Genomic DNA, 14,240 nt, shown 5'->3' on the forward strand with positions numbered 1-14,240 from the left:
GGTCAGCTCCCACAAAGGACAGGTTGGTTGGGGTTGTGAAGCTCGAACTGCAGGGAATCACCAAGCGCTTTGGGTCCCTTGTTGCCAATGACAATATCGATCTGGTGGTGAATCCCGGACAGGTGCACTGCCTGTTGGGAGAGAACGGCGCAGGCAAGTCCACCCTCATGAACGTGCTCTACGGACTGTACGAGCCCACCGAGGGACGCATTCTGGTGAACGGGGAGCCCGTGACTTTCCGCGGACCAGGCGACGCCATGGCAGCCGGCATCGGCATGGTGCACCAGCACTTCATGCTGATTCCCGTGTTCACCGTCGCCGAGAACGTTGCGCTCGGGGATGAGCACACCAAGGCCGGCGGGGTGCTGGACCTGGACAAGACCCGCGCGCGCATTCGCGAGATATCCGACCGCTACGGGTTCGACGTCGATCCCGATGCCCTGGTCGAGGACCTCCCCGTGGGTGTCCAGCAGCGCGTTGAAATCATCAAGGCACTCGTGCGCAAGGCCGAAGTGCTGATCCTGGACGAGCCCACTGCCGTGCTCACCCCCCAGGAAACGGATGAACTTATCCAGATCATCGAGGAGCTCAAAGCAGGCGGCACGGCGATTGTGTTCATCTCGCACAAGCTGCGCGAGGTGAAGGCAGTGTCCGATGTCATCACGGTGATCCGTCGTGGTGCCGTCGTCGGAACTGTTGAGCCGACCGCCAGCACCAGCGAGCTTGCCTCAATGATGGTGGGGCGGAAGGTCAGTCTCACGCTGGACAAGGCGCCGGCGGCTCCGGGGGAAACCACCTTCACCGTGCAGAACCTCACTGTTGCAGGTCCGGGCGGGCAGAAACTGGTCAACAACGTCAGCTTCACCATCGCGGAAGGCGAGATTCTCGCCGTCGCAGGCGTCCAGGGCAACGGACAGACGGAACTCACCGAGGCCATCCTCGGGCTTCATCCGCACGCCACCGGATCGGTACAGCTGAAGGGCAAGGAACTCCTCGGGATGAAGGTCAAGGACATCATCCGCCAGGGAGTGGGTTTCGTTCCGGAAGACCGGAAGGTGGACGGCCTGGTGGGAAGCTTCTCCATCGCCGAGAATATGATCCTGAACTGGTACAACGAGGCACCCTTCGCGAAGGGCATGGCCATGAAGCCATCGGTCGTGCTGAACAACGCCCGAGCCAAGATTGACGAGTTCGACGTCCGCACGCCGAGCGCAGAGGCTGCGGTCAGCACGCTCTCGGGTGGAAACCAGCAGAAGGTGGTCCTGGCCCGTGAGCTCTCGCGGCCGCTCAACCTGTTCATCGCTTCCCAACCCACACGCGGCGTCGACGTCGGATCCATTGAATTCCTGCACAAGCGGATCGTCGCCGAGCGCGACGCCGGCACCCCGGTGATGATCGTTTCCACCGAACTCGATGAAATCAGCGAACTCGCGGACCGGATCGCGGTCCTGCACGGAGGAGAGCTCATGGGCATAGTGCCCGGAGACACGTCCCGGGACGTGCTCGGCCTCATGATGGCCGGCATGCCGGCGGAAGAAGCGCTACGCCAGCACCCTGTGGCAGGCCGCGAACATCACGCGGGGGAGGAGAGCCGATGAGCACCCAGAATCCGAGCTCAAGCGCAGCGGCCGCCGATGGCGCGGCAGCTCCGCCACCGATTCCCGGTACGGAGGACACGACGCCGGTCACCGGCGGCGGGCATGATGCCGGCCGAAACATCCTGAAGAGTATCGTCAGCGGATCATCGCTCGTGGCGGTTCTCGCCGTCGTGCTTTCAATCATCCTCGGCGGGATCCTGATCGCGGTGACCGACGAGGACGTCGCCGCCGCTGCCACCTACTTCTTCGGCAGGCCCACCGACACACTCGCGGCCGCCTGGAGCGCGGCGAGCGGTGCCTACGCGGCCCTTTTCCAGGGCGCGATCTTCAATCCGGCGGCCGACTCCCTCGCCCTGATGTTCCGGCCGCTGACCGAGACGTTCACGGTGGCAACGCCGCTCATCCTCGCAGGCCTCGGCGTCGCGCTGGCTTTCCGGGCCGGCCTGTTCAACATCGGCGCCCAGGGCCAGATCATCCTCGGGGCGATGTTCGCAGGCTGGATCGGGTTCTCCTGGCACCTGCCGTTCGGCATCCACCTGCTGTTCGTGGTTCTCGCCGGTTTTGTGGGCGGTGCCCTGTGGGGCGTCATCCCGGGCCTGCTGAAGGCGCGGACGGGCGCGCATGAGGTGATTGTCACGATCATGCTCAACTACATTGCGATCTACCTGGTCGGGTTCCTGCTGACGACGCCGTCGTTCCAGAACCCCGGCTCGTCAAACCCCATCAGCCCCCGCCTGGATGACACGGCGCTTTTCCCGCAGTTGCTGGGCCCGCAGTTCCGCCTGCACCTCGGCTTCCTCGTGGCCATCGCCGCGACGTACGGCGTCTGGTGGCTGCTGAACCGTTCGACGGTCGGCTTCGAGCTCCGGGCGGTCGGAGCAAATCCCTTCGCGGCACGTACCGCGGGAATCAGCGTCACGCGCGGGTACGTCGTCGTCATGATGCTGGCCGGCGGCCTCGCAGGGCTGGCAGGCGTGGCGCAGGTTGCCGGAACGGAGCGCGTGCTTACCAGCGGCATCGCCGCGAGCTTCGGATTCGATGCCATCACCGTCGCGCTGCTGGGACGGTCTCGACCGTGGGGCGTGTTCTTCGCCGGCTTGCTGTTCGGGGCGTTCCGCGCCGGCGGCGTGCAGATGCAGACCCTCACCGGAACGCCCATCGACATTGTCCTGGTGGTCCAGTCCCTGATTGTCCTGTTCATCGCGGCGCCGCCGCTGGTCAAGGCGATCTTCCGTATCGACCAGAAGAAGAAAAACCGCGCGGGCAAGGCCCAGCGGCACGTAGCCGGAGGTGCGGCATGAGCATTGCAACAACCGTGACCAACACGGCCGATGCCGCACCGGTCGGCAGGAGCTGGAAGGCTCCCATCGGATTCGGCATCGGTGCCCTGCTGGCGCTGGCCGTCTTTGCCATCGGCGGACCGGCCACCACGGCGGTCTTCCGGGTGTCCGACGACTCCGACCGCATTCGGTTGGCTGACATCGCCCTGCCGGCCAACGGTGTGGGCTGGGTCGTGGCGCTGGCCCTGATTGCCATCGCCGCGTACTCCTTCCTGCAGGCGCGCAAGGGCCTGAAGATGAACCGCTGGTTCGGCATCGCCTACGCGGTGCTGTTCGTCATCGGCTTCCTCACCTGGGTGGTGGGCATCGCAGACCGGCCGTCGATCTCTCTTGCCGGTCTGGTGGCGGGTTCGGTCACCCTGGCCATCCCGCTCATCTTCGGCTCGCTCTCCGGCGTGCTTTGCGAGCGGGTGGGCGTCGTGAATATCGCCATCGAGGGCCAGCTTCTGTCAGGGGCGTTCGCAGCCGCCGTCGCAGCCTCCGTTTCGGGCAACGCGTTCGTCGGCCTGATCGCCGCGGCCATCGCGGGCGTGCTGGTCTCCTTCATCCTGGCCGTCTTCAGCATCAAGTACCTGGTGAACCAGATCATCGTGGGCGTGGTGCTGAACGTCCTGGTGTCAGGCCTGACCGGGTTCCTCGCCTCCACCCTGCTCAGCCGGGACTCCGAGACCTTCAACTCGCCCCCCGGCCTGCCGGAGATCCGCATCCCGCTGCTGGCTGACATTCCGGTCATCGGGCCCATCCTCTTCCAGCAGACCGTCGTGGGGTATTTCATGTACGCCGCAGTGATCGTGGTCTGGATCGGCCTCTACCGGACCAAGTGGGGGCTGCGGGTCCGGGCAGTCGGAGAGCACCCGCAGGCCGCGGACACCATGGGCATCAAGGTCAATGCCACACGCTTCCGGAACGTCCTGCTCGGCGGTGCCGTGGCCGGGTTCGGCGGCGCGTTCTTCACGCTGGTGTCGGTGAGCACCTTCACCCGGGACATGACGGCGGGCCAGGGCTACATTGCGCTCGCCGCCCTGATCTTCGGCCGGTGGAACCCGATCGGAGCGTTCTTCGCGGCGCTGCTGTTCGGGTTCGCAACAAACCTGCGCTTCGTCCTCTCAATCATCGGTACCGATGTGCCCAGCCAGTTCCTGGCGATGCTTCCGTACATTGTCACCATCCTTGCGGTCGCCGGCCTGGTGGGACGCTCGCGTCCGCCCGCTGCCAGCGGCGTCCCGTATGTCAAGGAGTGATAGTTGATGCCCGGAACTGAACCGACGACGACGGCGCCCGCCGGCCAAGACGCGGACCTTCCGTGGGAGCAGCTTGCGGAAGCGGCGAGAACGGCAATGCGCAAGGCCTACGTCCCCTACTCGAAGTTCCCGGTCGGCGCGGCCGCGCTGACGGAGGACGGCAGGATCGTGTCCGGCTGCAACGTCGAGAACGCGTCCTACGGCCTGACGCTCTGTGCCGAATGCTCCCTCGTGAGCCAGCTGCAGATGACCGGTGGCGGACGGCTTGTTGCGTTCAGCTGCGTGGACGGGCAGGGAAATGCCCTTATGCCCTGCGGCCGCTGCCGCCAGCTGCTCTATGAATTCAGGGCCCCGGGCATGCTGCTGATGACCGTCAGCGGAATCAGGACCATGGATGAGGTGCTGCCGGATGCATTCGGGCCGCAGCACCTCGCCGAAGCAGAAGCCCAACCGTACGCAGAAGCAGAAGCCACAGCGGCCAATGTTGAGACGGGCGAAGCCCGGACAGGATCAGGCACATGAGGAAACAGTTCGACGCCGTCGACATCATCAGGACCAAGCGCGACCGCGGAACCCTGAGTCCCGAACAAATCGACTGGACCATCGACGCCTACACCCGCGGGGCCATCGCCGATGAGCAGATGGCCGCGCTGAACATGGCCATCCTGCTCAACGGCATGGACCGTGCCGAGATTTCCCGGTGGACGACGGCGATGATCGCCAGCGGCGACCGCATGGACTTCTCCTCGCTCGGCAAGGCGACCAGCGACAAGCACTCCACAGGGGGAGTGGGCGACAAGATCACGCTTCCCCTGGCGCCGCTCGTCGCCGTCTTCGGTGTCGCGGTTCCCCAGCTCTCCGGCCGCGGCCTCGGGCACACGGGAGGGACGCTGGACAAGCTGGAGTCCATCCCGGGCTGGCGGGCCGAGCTCTCCAACGAGGAGATGATGACCCAGCTCGCCGACGTCGGCGCGGTGATCTGCGCGGCCGGAGCGGGCCTGGCGCCGGCGGACAAGAAGCTGTACGCGCTGCGTGATGTCACGGGAACGGTCGAGGCAATTCCGTTGATCGCCTCCTCGATCATGAGCAAGAAGATTGCCGAGGGCACCGGCTCACTGGTACTCGACGTGAAGGTGGGAAGCGGCGCCTTCATGAAGGACGAGGCCCAGGCCCGCGAACTGGCAGAAACTATGGTCGCCCTCGGAACGGACGCAGGAGTGAAGACAGTGGCGCTCTTGACCAACATGTCCACTCCGCTGGGACTCACCGCGGGTAATGCCATCGAGGTTGAGGAATCGGTCGAAGTGCTCGCCGGCGGCGGGCCCGACGACGTCGTGGAACTTACGGTCCGCCTCGCGGAGGAAATGCTGGAGGCAGCCGGAGTTCGCGACGCCGATCCAGCCCAGGCGTTGAAGGACGGACGCGCCATGGACGTCTGGAACCGGATGATCGAGGCCCAGGGCGGGGATCCGCGTGCCGCCCTGCCGGTGGCCCGCGAATCGGAGACCATGTACGCACCAGCCGACGGCGTCCTGGTTGAAATGGACGCGCTCGCCGTCGGAGTGGCGGCGTGGAGGCTGGGCGCGGGCAGGGCCCGGAAGGAAGACGTTGTTCAGGCCGGGGCCGGTGTGCGGCTCCATGCGAAGCCCGGAGCACTGGTTCGTGCGGGGGAACCCTTGATGACCCTGCTGACCGACACACCGGAGAAGTTCGCCAGGGCGCGCGAGGCGCTCGAGTCCGCAGTCGTCATTGCTCCAGAAGGATCGCGCCCTGCCCAGCAGCTCATTATTGATCGCATCGCCTGACCTGCCCTGCCTGACCAGCGGTTCCTGACCGCCGTCGAATGACCCGCGCTTTCTGACCCCGGATCCTCCCACGGGTGGATCCGGGCGCGTGCCAAGATCAGCCATCAGGCCGACGCGGACTACCCGGGCCCAACCCTAACCTTGGAAAAAGGCTGGATCAGGGGCTGCCCGGGGAAGTCCCCCATGGCCTACCCAAAACGATGCTGTCATCGTTGAAACAGGTGTTCGAGGCGGGGTCCGGCCCGTCGAAACGACTGCAATCTCCGATTTTTCGTGAGTCGCAGACAAGGTTGCAGATAACGGTCGCAGGTTACGGTTGCAGGTTCATAAGGAGCGCAGGTAGTGGAGTTCATCAACGCTGTAACGACCGGACTCAGCGACCTTATCCTCGGCACCGCGGAACAGCCCTGGGTTTACCTCCTCGTGTTTATCTGCTGCACAGTGGACGGGTTCTTTCCACCGTTCCCCAGCGAATCGGTCGTCGTGGGCCTGGCGGCGTTGGTGATCGCCGAGGGGGTGCCGAACCCCTGGCTGCTGATCCTCGTGGCAGCGCTCGGCGCATTCATCGGTGACAACACGGCATACATCATGGGCCGGGCAGTGGGGACCAAGCGCTTCCGATGGATGCGCCGCCCCCGTTCGCAACGGGCGTTCGAGTGGGCCGGCTACGAGCTGGAGAAGCGGGCAGCTTCCCTGATCCTGGTAGCGCGCTTTGTGCCCTTCGGCCGGGTTGCGGTGAACCTGACCGCCGGCGCCACCGGGTATTCCCAGCGTCGCTTCCTGGTGCTCACCGGCATTTCGGCAGTCGCGTGGGGGAGCTACTCGGTGGGAATCGGAGCGCTCGCCGGGGCATGGTTCGCGGACAACCACCTGCTCGGAGTCACGGTCGCCATTGCAGTGGCTGTGGTCCTCGGGTTCATAGTGGACCGCATCATCAGCGCCGTCCGAGGATCTACTCCTGCACGGCCGCATGCTGCACGTGCTCCGGTCAGCTCCTCCGCGTAGTCTTGCCCTGTGACTGAACCAATAACTTCCCTCGCCACGGACCTGACCTTCGACATCCGTTCACTGCCGAAAGTTTCCCTGCACGATCACCTGGACGGCGGACTGCGTCCGGCCACGATCATCGAGCTGGCGGAAGAGATCGGCCACCAGCTCCCGTCCACCGACCCGGTTGCTCTCGGGGAGTGGTTCCGGGATGCAGCTGACTCGGGGTCGCTGGTGCGCTACCTCGAGACGTTCGATCACACCATCGCTGTCATGCAGACCCGCGAGGGGCTTGCCCGGGTTGCACGTGAGTTCGTCGAGGATCTCGCAGACGACGGCGTGGTCTACGGCGAGGTGCGGTGGGCACCTGAGCAGCACCTCACCCGTGGGCTCACCCTCGATGAGGCCGTCGAAGCCGTTCAGGAAGGACTCGACGCCGGAATCGAGGCTGTAGCCGCGCGCGGGCACACCATCCAGGTCGGTCAGCTCATCACCGCGATGCGCCATGCCGACCGCGGCATGGAGATCGCCGAACTGGCGGTGCGCCACCGGGACCGCGGGGCAGTGGGCTTCGACATCGCCGGCGCCGAGGACGGTTTCCCGCCGTCGCGCTTTGCCGATGCGTTCACCTACCTCGCCCAGCAGCAGTTCCCTGCCACCGTGCATGCCGGTGAGGCAGCGGGCGTCGACAGCATCGTGGACGCCCTGGTCAACGGACGCGCGCAGCGGATCGGCCATGGTGTCCGCATCGCCGAGGACATCACGGTCGAGTTTGACGACGACGGCGACAACTCGGAGGCCCGCACCGGTATGGTGACGCTGGGCCAGGTTGCAGCCTGGGTGCGAGACCGCGGTATCCCGCTGGAGGTCTGCCCTTCATCGAACCTCCAGACCGGTGCCATCGAGGCGTTCGGCAAGGACATCGCCAGCCATCCTATTGACCTGCTGTACCAGCTGGGCTTCAACGTCACGGTCAATACCGACAACCGCCTGATGAGCGGCGTAAGCCTGACTGACGAGTTCGAACTTCTGGTAGAGACCTTCGACTACGACCTCGATGACCTGCTCGAACTGACCCTGAACGCCGTCGAGGCAGCCTTCCTGCCCCTGGACAGCCGCACCGCGCTCGCCGAGCTCATTGCGCAGGGTTACGACACAGCCGGCGGGGCATGACAGCAGACGCAGGCGCAGCGGCCGGCCACACGGCTGCTGCGGGGGAGTCCCTGGACAGGTTGCTGGAGGTCATCCGGCTGCTGCGCGAGCACTGCCCCTGGATGGGAGCACTGACCCACGAGTCCCTCGCCAAATATCTTGTGGAGGAATGCTACGAGCTGCTTGATGCACTGGAGGGTCCGGCAGATGCTGAGGAACTCCGCTCCGAGCTCGGCGACGTTCTCCTGCAGGTGGTGCTGCATGCGCGGTTGCAGGAGGAACGCGGATCCTTCGCCATGGTGAACGTTGTCGACGGACTCACCGCCAAGATGATCCGGAGGAATCCGCACGTCTTCACTCCGGAAGGTGCGCTTCGCACCGGTTCTGCAGCTTCGGTCGAGGAGATTGAAGCCGCCTGGCACCGGCTCAAGAAGGAGGAACAGGGCGGCCACTCAACGCTCTTCGAAAGTATCCCACCCGCCCTCCCTGCCCTGTCTGCTGCCGCAAAAAGTGTTGCCCGTGTGCAGAGGGAAGCGCCCGACACCCAGTCCCAGGCCCTGCGGGAAACCGCACGGGAACTGCCGATTGCCGCGTCCGAGGAGCAACTCGGCGACCTGCTGCTCGCCGTCGTCGGTCAGGCTGTCGAAGCCGGTCTGGACCCCGAGCGCGCCCTGCGGGTAGCGGTGCGCCGCTATCAGCAGGAGCATCTGCCGAACAAGAGCCGTCACGGACGGTAACCCATCAGGTCCTTTCAACTAGGCTGAGTACCGAATCCCAGCGCACAGCACCAGCTAGCCGGGTTGCGCACGTCCGAATTGTCCGTTTGATGAATCCATAGCCCTTCCATGAACAGGAGCATTTCCATGGCAATCATCGATGCCATCCATGCACGCGAAATCCTTGATTCGCGCGGCAACCCCACGGTCGAGGTCGAGGTCCTGCTCGACGACGACACCTTCGGCCGCGCTGCCGTTCCCTCCGGCGCGTCCACCGGCGCCTTCGAAGCCAACGAGCGCCGTGACGGCGACAAGGAACGCTACCTCGGCAAGGGCGTGCTCCAGGCTGTTGAGGCTGTCATCGAGCAGATCCAGCCTGCCCTGCTCGGATTCGACGCCGGCGACCAGCGCGCAATCGACCAGGCGATGATCGATCTCGACGGAACCGAGAACAAGTCCAACCTCGGCGCCAACGCCATGCTCGGCGTTTCGCTGGCTATCGCCCGCGCGGCCGCCGAGTCCTCCGCGCTCCCGCTGTACCGTTACCTGGGCGGCCCCAACGCGCACGTCCTGCCCGTACCGCTGATGAACATCCTCAACGGCGGATCGCACGCCGATTCCGATGTCGACATCCAGGAATTCATGATCGTGCCCCTCGGTGCTGAATCCTTCTCGGAGGGACTGCGCTGGGGCGTGGAGGTCTACCACGAGCTGAAGAAGGTCCTGAACGAGAAGGGCCTCGCAACCGGCCTCGGCGACGAGGGCGGGTTTGCTCCCAACCTCCCGTCCAACCGTGACGCGCTGGACCTCATCACCACCGCTATCGAGCGGGCCGGCTACACCCCGGGAACCGATATCGCCTTCGCGCTGGATGTCGCCGCCTCCGAGTTCTACAAGGACGGCTCCTACCACTTCGAGGGCAAGACCCTGGATTCAGCGGCCATGCGGGCGTACTACGAGGAGCTCGTGCGGGACTACCCGCTCGTCTCCATCGAGGATCCGCTGGACGAGGAAGACTGGGACGGCTGGAAGGTCCTTACCGAGACACTGGGCGACAAGGTCCAGCTGGTCGGCGACGATCTCTTCGTCACCAATCCGGCCCGCCTGGAGCGCGGCATCAAGGCCGACACCGGCAACTCGCTGCTCGTGAAGGTCAACCAGATCGGCACGCTCACCGAAACCCTGGACGCCATCTCCCTGGCACAGCGCTCCGGCTACACGACGATCACCTCGCACCGTTCCGGCGAGACCGAGGACACCACCATCGCAGACATCTGTGTGGCCACCAACGCCGGCCAGATCAAAACCGGTGCCCCCGCCCGTTCCGAGCGTGTGGCCAAGTACAACCAGCTCCTGCGCATCGAGGAGGAACTGGACGACGCCGCGCGTTACGCCGGTCGTTCGGCCTTCCCGCGTTTCACTGCCTGATCGCAGGGTATCGGGCGTTACCCTCGTTAAGCAGGCAGCCGCCGGTTTGCAGAGCTTCTCTCTGCGATGCCCGGTCCTGCAGCACAGCAAAGCTTGAGCGAGGAGTCCGATGTCCACCCGACGCCCCAGCGTTCCGCGCACCCGAGTGCGCGCGGACGGGCAGAGGCAGCAGACTCAGCCGCTGAAGCGCCCTGGCTCCCAGGGCGCTTCAGCGCATGCCGTACCGAAGTCGGCTTCATCTGCCCAGAATCCGCAGGCACAGAACCCCCCGCGTGAATCCAAAGCAGCAGAGCGCAGGAAGCCGACCGGCTCGGAAGCACGCGCAGCCGAGCGATCCCAGCTGGCAGGATCAATCCGTACCGCCACGGCCGGTTTCCGTCGCGGTTCCCAACCGGTGATCGTCCCGGCTGAGGCTGCCCAGCCGATTCCCGCGAAGGCGTTCTCGGGCAGGCTGCTGGCCCTCGCCGTCGTACTTGTCACCATCACGGTGCTGCTGGCACCGTCCATCCGGACCTACCTCAAGCAGCAGGCCGAAACAACAGCCCTCCAGGAGCGGATCGCAGCCCTGCAGCAGGAGCAGGATGATCTCGAAACGCAGATTGCGCGCTGGGAAGACCCGGCGTACATCAAGCAGCAGGCTCGGGACCGCCTGTTCCTCGTCATGCCCGGCGAAACCCGCTACCTCGTCAAGGGCGGCACTGCGGTTGAGTCCTCAGAGGAACAGCAGTCTGCTGCAGCTCCCGAGGACCTTCCCTGGGTGGATGCGCTTTGGGAATCAGTGGAGCGGGCAGCCACCGACTAACCTTGGTCCTCGACACTAGACGAAGGTTCAGGAAGGACCGCAGTGACGGAAGAGAATCCGCTTGCACCCACACCGGCTGATCTGGAGACCCTCAGCAGGCAGCTGGGCCGGCCGGTCCGCGACGTGGTGGAAATCGGTGCGCGCTGCGTCTGCGGCAACCCGCTCGTGGCGACCACTGCTCCGCGGCTGAGCAACGGCATTCCCTTTCCCACGACGTTCTACCTGACACACCCGGTGATCACATCCGCGGTATCCCGCCTGGAAGCCGCCGGCATGATGGCCGAGATGACTGAGCGGCTGGAACGGGACCAGGACCTTGCAGCCCGCTATATGCAGGCCCACGAAGCGTACTTGAAGGTCCGAGCGGAGATCGGTGAACGCAGCGGGATTGGACCGGTACCGGAAATCGACGGCGTCTCGGCAGGCGGAATGCCCTCCCGGGTGAAGTGCCTGCACGTGCTGGTGGGCCATTCGCTGGCCGCCGGACGGGGAGTGAACCCGCTCGGCGACGAAGCGCTCGATGCCATCGCCGAATGGTGGACGCCCGACGAATGCCGGTGTGCCGGTGCCTGGGACACGTCCGGAGATGCTCCCGACCGGGACCTCAGCCGCCACGTCAAGACCCAGGGCCTCAGCCCGGAGGAACTCGAGAAGAAGCGCGCCGAACGCCGTGCGGGCGAAGGGAAGGCCTGATATGCGCACTGCAGCAATTGATTGCGGAACTAATTCCATCCGACTGCTCATTGCCGACGTCGACGGCGGTGCCGGCCTGACGGACGTGGTCCGGCTCATGCGCGTGGTGCGTCTGGGGGAGGGGGTTGACGCCACCGGCGAGCTCGGCGAGCAGGCGCTGAAGCGGACCTTCGACGCCGTCGACGAATATGCCGGGCTCATCCGGGAACACGACGCCGAGAAGGTGCGGTTCGTAGCCACCTCGGCTACCCGTGATGCCAGTAACCGCGACATCTTCGTCAGCGGGGTGCGCGAGCGGCTGGGGGTGGAGCCCGAGGTCGTGAGCGGAGACGAAGAGGCAGGACTCTCGTTCTCCGGTGCTGCCAGCGTGCTGCCTTCCGACGCCGATGACTCCGTGCTGGTGGTCGACCTCGGCGGCGGAAGCACCGAATTCGTGGTGGGCTCCGGGAACAGGGTCACGGCCGCCCGAAGCATGGACATGGGCTGTGTCCGCTTCACCGAGAGGTTCCTGCGGTCCGATCCTCCCACCGAGGCGGAGGTTGCGGAGGCAGTGGAGGAGATCAACCGCATGATCGATCAGGCCCACGAGGTTGTGGACCTTGCCTCCGTGACCCGGGTGATCGGTGTCGCCGGCAGCATCACCACCGTGACGGCCCACGCGCTTGAACTTCCCGAGTACCAGCCGGAGCGCATCCACGGTGCAGATCTTGATATTGCCCAGATCGACGACGCCGCCACTTCCCTGCTGAACCTGACCCGCGCCGAACGTGCCGCCCTGCCATACATGCACCCCGGCCGCGTTGACGTCATCGGAGCCGGGGCTCTTATCTGGCGCACGATTCTTCGCCGACTGGTCGACGCAACGGAAGGACGCGTACGGACCGCGATCGCGAGCGAGCACGATATTCTTGACGGCATTGCCCTGAGCGCCGCCTCCTGAAGGACCGTTAGTGATTGTCTCCACCGTGCAGATCAGGGGCCGGGCTTCTGGGCCCGTTTCCGCCGTCGTCGTCCTTGCACTGGCCCTTGCGGCAGTACTCACCGGAACCGCCGGCCCGGCCCAGGCGCACGGAGGCGAGCTGCGGGACCGCGAGTACTGGCTTGAGGATTACGGAATCACCCGGGCCTGGGAAACCAGTAAGGGAAAGGGCGTCACGGTCGCGGTCATCGACAGCGGTGTTGACGGCAGCCACCCCGACCTGGAGGGAGCAGTCACAGGCGGAACCGACGCATCAGGTGCAGGCGCAGGAGACGGACAGCGCGGAATCGGAGAAGTGCCCGAGCACGGCACGCTCGTCGCGAGCCTGATAGCCGGTCGTGGCCACGAGCCGGAGGAGCCCGAACCTTCCGCCTCCGCCTCCGCCTCCGCGTCAGCGTCAGCGAAACCCTCGCCGTCCGCGTCGCCCTCGGGCTCCGCGAAAGCTGAAGAGGAGGCCGAGGTCGAGAAGGAATCCGCCGTCCGGTCCGCCGGACGTGGCGCGGACGGGGTTGTCGGCGTCGCGCCTGAAGCGGAGCTGCTCGCCGTGTCGGTGTGGATCGGCGGCGAGGCGAGCGGACCGAATCCGGCAGGCGTCAGCATTGACGACCAGATTCCCAACGCCGTCCGCTGGGCAGTCGACAACGGCGCCTCCGTGATCAACATGTCGCTCGGAAGTACGTCGCCCACCTGGCCCGAAAGCTGGGACGAGGCTTTCCTCTATGCGGAACAGAACGACGTCGTCATGGTCGCCGCGGCAGGCAACCGCGCCGGCGGTTCGGTGCAGGTGGGCGCCCCCGCCACCATGCCGGGTGTCCTCGCCGTGGGCGGGCTCGACGCCGCGGGCGAGGCGAGCCGTGAGTCTTCCTCCGAAGGCATCAGTATCGGTGTTGCCGCGCCCGCGGAGAACCTTGTGGGAGCGCTGCCCGGCGGACTGTACGCAAGCAAGTGGTCCGGAACTTCGGGAGCGGCGCCGCTGGTTGCGGGCGTGGCTGCCCTCATCCGGTCCAAGTATCCGGACCTGACCGCGCCGCAGGTGATCAACCGCATCATCCTGACTGCCCGCGATGCCGGCATCCCGGGCAAGGACACGATCTACGGCCACGGCATCCTCGATGCCGAGGCAGCTGTCAACGCCGACCTGGTGGTCCCGGCGGAGCGTCTGCTCGGCGCCGGGGGAGTGGTCAGCATGGCCCAATACATCGAGACGTACCGGCGAGGCCAGGCGCCTCCGCCGCCTCCGGCTGCTCCGACCGCTCCGGAACGGCCGCTTCCTGACATCCCCGAGCCCACTGTGCCGGAGGCGCAGGAGCGAACATCGTCGTCGTCCTCGCTGCCGGCCGCGATCGTGATCGGATTCGGCATCCTGATCCTGTTCATCCTGGTCGCAGGCACTTGGCAGGTGGTGCGTGCATACCGGTCCGGAAAGGCCGGAATGCCCGCCTCGGAGCCGGAAGAGCCGCTTTCGGAGCAGGGCCAGTCCACGCCCAGCAGGTGATCCG

General features: G+C 65.7%; 12 protein-coding genes and 1 pseudogene. All 13 read left to right on the plus strand.

Annotated features, from left to right (window positions below; genetic code table 11):
• Positions 1-35 precede the first annotated feature (35 nt).
• The 13 genes and pseudogenes from GC088_RS04085 (at position 36) to GC088_RS04145 (ending at position 14,236) form a co-directional block, all read left to right on the plus strand.
• The gene (locus GC088_RS04085) at positions 36-1,598 is read left to right on the plus strand and encodes an ABC transporter ATP-binding protein (protein WP_323961912.1); all 1,563 of its coding nucleotides are present in this window, start codon (positions 36-38) and stop codon (positions 1,596-1,598) included.
• Positions 1,595-2,899, plus strand: coding sequence for an ABC transporter permease (locus GC088_RS04090; protein ID WP_323960744.1), 1,305 nt, complete (start codon positions 1,595-1,597; stop codon positions 2,897-2,899). Before GC088_RS04085 ends, GC088_RS04090 begins: the two co-directional genes overlap by 4 nt.
• Positions 2,896-4,179 (plus strand): ABC transporter permease, encoded by a 1,284-nt coding sequence (locus GC088_RS04095; protein WP_323960746.1) that lies wholly within the window; start codon positions 2,896-2,898, stop codon positions 4,177-4,179. Before GC088_RS04090 ends, GC088_RS04095 begins: the two co-directional genes overlap by 4 nt.
• Positions 4,180-4,275: 96 nt before the next feature.
• Positions 4,276-4,617, plus strand: a pseudogene (locus tag GC088_RS04100) (cytidine deaminase); the annotation flags it as partial.
• Between the two features lie 80 nt (positions 4,618-4,697).
• The gene (locus GC088_RS04105) at positions 4,698-5,984 is read left to right on the plus strand and encodes a thymidine phosphorylase (RefSeq protein WP_323960748.1); all 1,287 of its coding nucleotides are present in this window, start codon (positions 4,698-4,700) and stop codon (positions 5,982-5,984) included.
• Positions 5,985-6,335: 351 nt separating this feature from the next.
• Positions 6,336-6,989, plus strand: coding sequence for a DedA family protein (locus GC088_RS04110; RefSeq protein ID WP_323961914.1), 654 nt, complete (start codon positions 6,336-6,338; stop codon positions 6,987-6,989).
• 9 nt (positions 6,990-6,998) lie between these two features.
• Entirely contained in the window at positions 6,999-8,144 is a 1,146-nt protein-coding gene (locus GC088_RS04115; RefSeq protein WP_323960750.1) for an adenosine deaminase, read from the plus strand.
• A complete protein-coding gene (locus GC088_RS04120) occupies positions 8,141-8,860 on the plus strand; it encodes a MazG nucleotide pyrophosphohydrolase domain-containing protein (RefSeq protein ID WP_323960752.1) in 720 nt (239 codons plus the stop codon). Before GC088_RS04115 ends, GC088_RS04120 begins: the two co-directional genes overlap by 4 nt.
• 126 nt (positions 8,861-8,986) lie before the next feature.
• Positions 8,987-10,267, plus strand: coding sequence for a phosphopyruvate hydratase (gene eno, locus GC088_RS04125; protein WP_323960754.1), 1,281 nt, complete (start codon positions 8,987-8,989; stop codon positions 10,265-10,267).
• 109 nt (positions 10,268-10,376) lie between these two features.
• Entirely contained in the window at positions 10,377-11,069 is a 693-nt protein-coding gene (locus GC088_RS04130) for an FtsB family cell division protein (RefSeq protein ID WP_323960756.1), read from the plus strand.
• Positions 11,070-11,111: 42 nt separating this feature from the next.
• Positions 11,112-11,762 (plus strand): DUF501 domain-containing protein, encoded by a 651-nt coding sequence (locus GC088_RS04135; RefSeq protein ID WP_323960758.1) that lies wholly within the window; start codon positions 11,112-11,114, stop codon positions 11,760-11,762.
• Between the two features lies 1 nt (position 11,763).
• A complete protein-coding gene (locus GC088_RS04140; RefSeq protein WP_323960760.1) occupies positions 11,764-12,702 on the plus strand; it encodes a Ppx/GppA phosphatase family protein in 939 nt (312 codons plus the stop codon).
• A gap of 10 nt (positions 12,703-12,712) precedes the next feature.
• Positions 12,713-14,236 carry a S8 family serine peptidase gene (locus GC088_RS04145; RefSeq protein WP_323960762.1) on the plus strand — a complete coding sequence of 508 codons (1,524 nt, stop codon included), beginning with the start codon at positions 12,713-12,715 and terminating at the stop codon, positions 14,234-14,236.
• Positions 14,237-14,240 lie beyond the last annotated feature (4 nt).

Source organism: Arthrobacter sp. JZ12 (assembly GCF_035189165.1).
GTDB lineage: Bacteria > Actinomycetota > Actinomycetes > Actinomycetales > Micrococcaceae > Arthrobacter_D.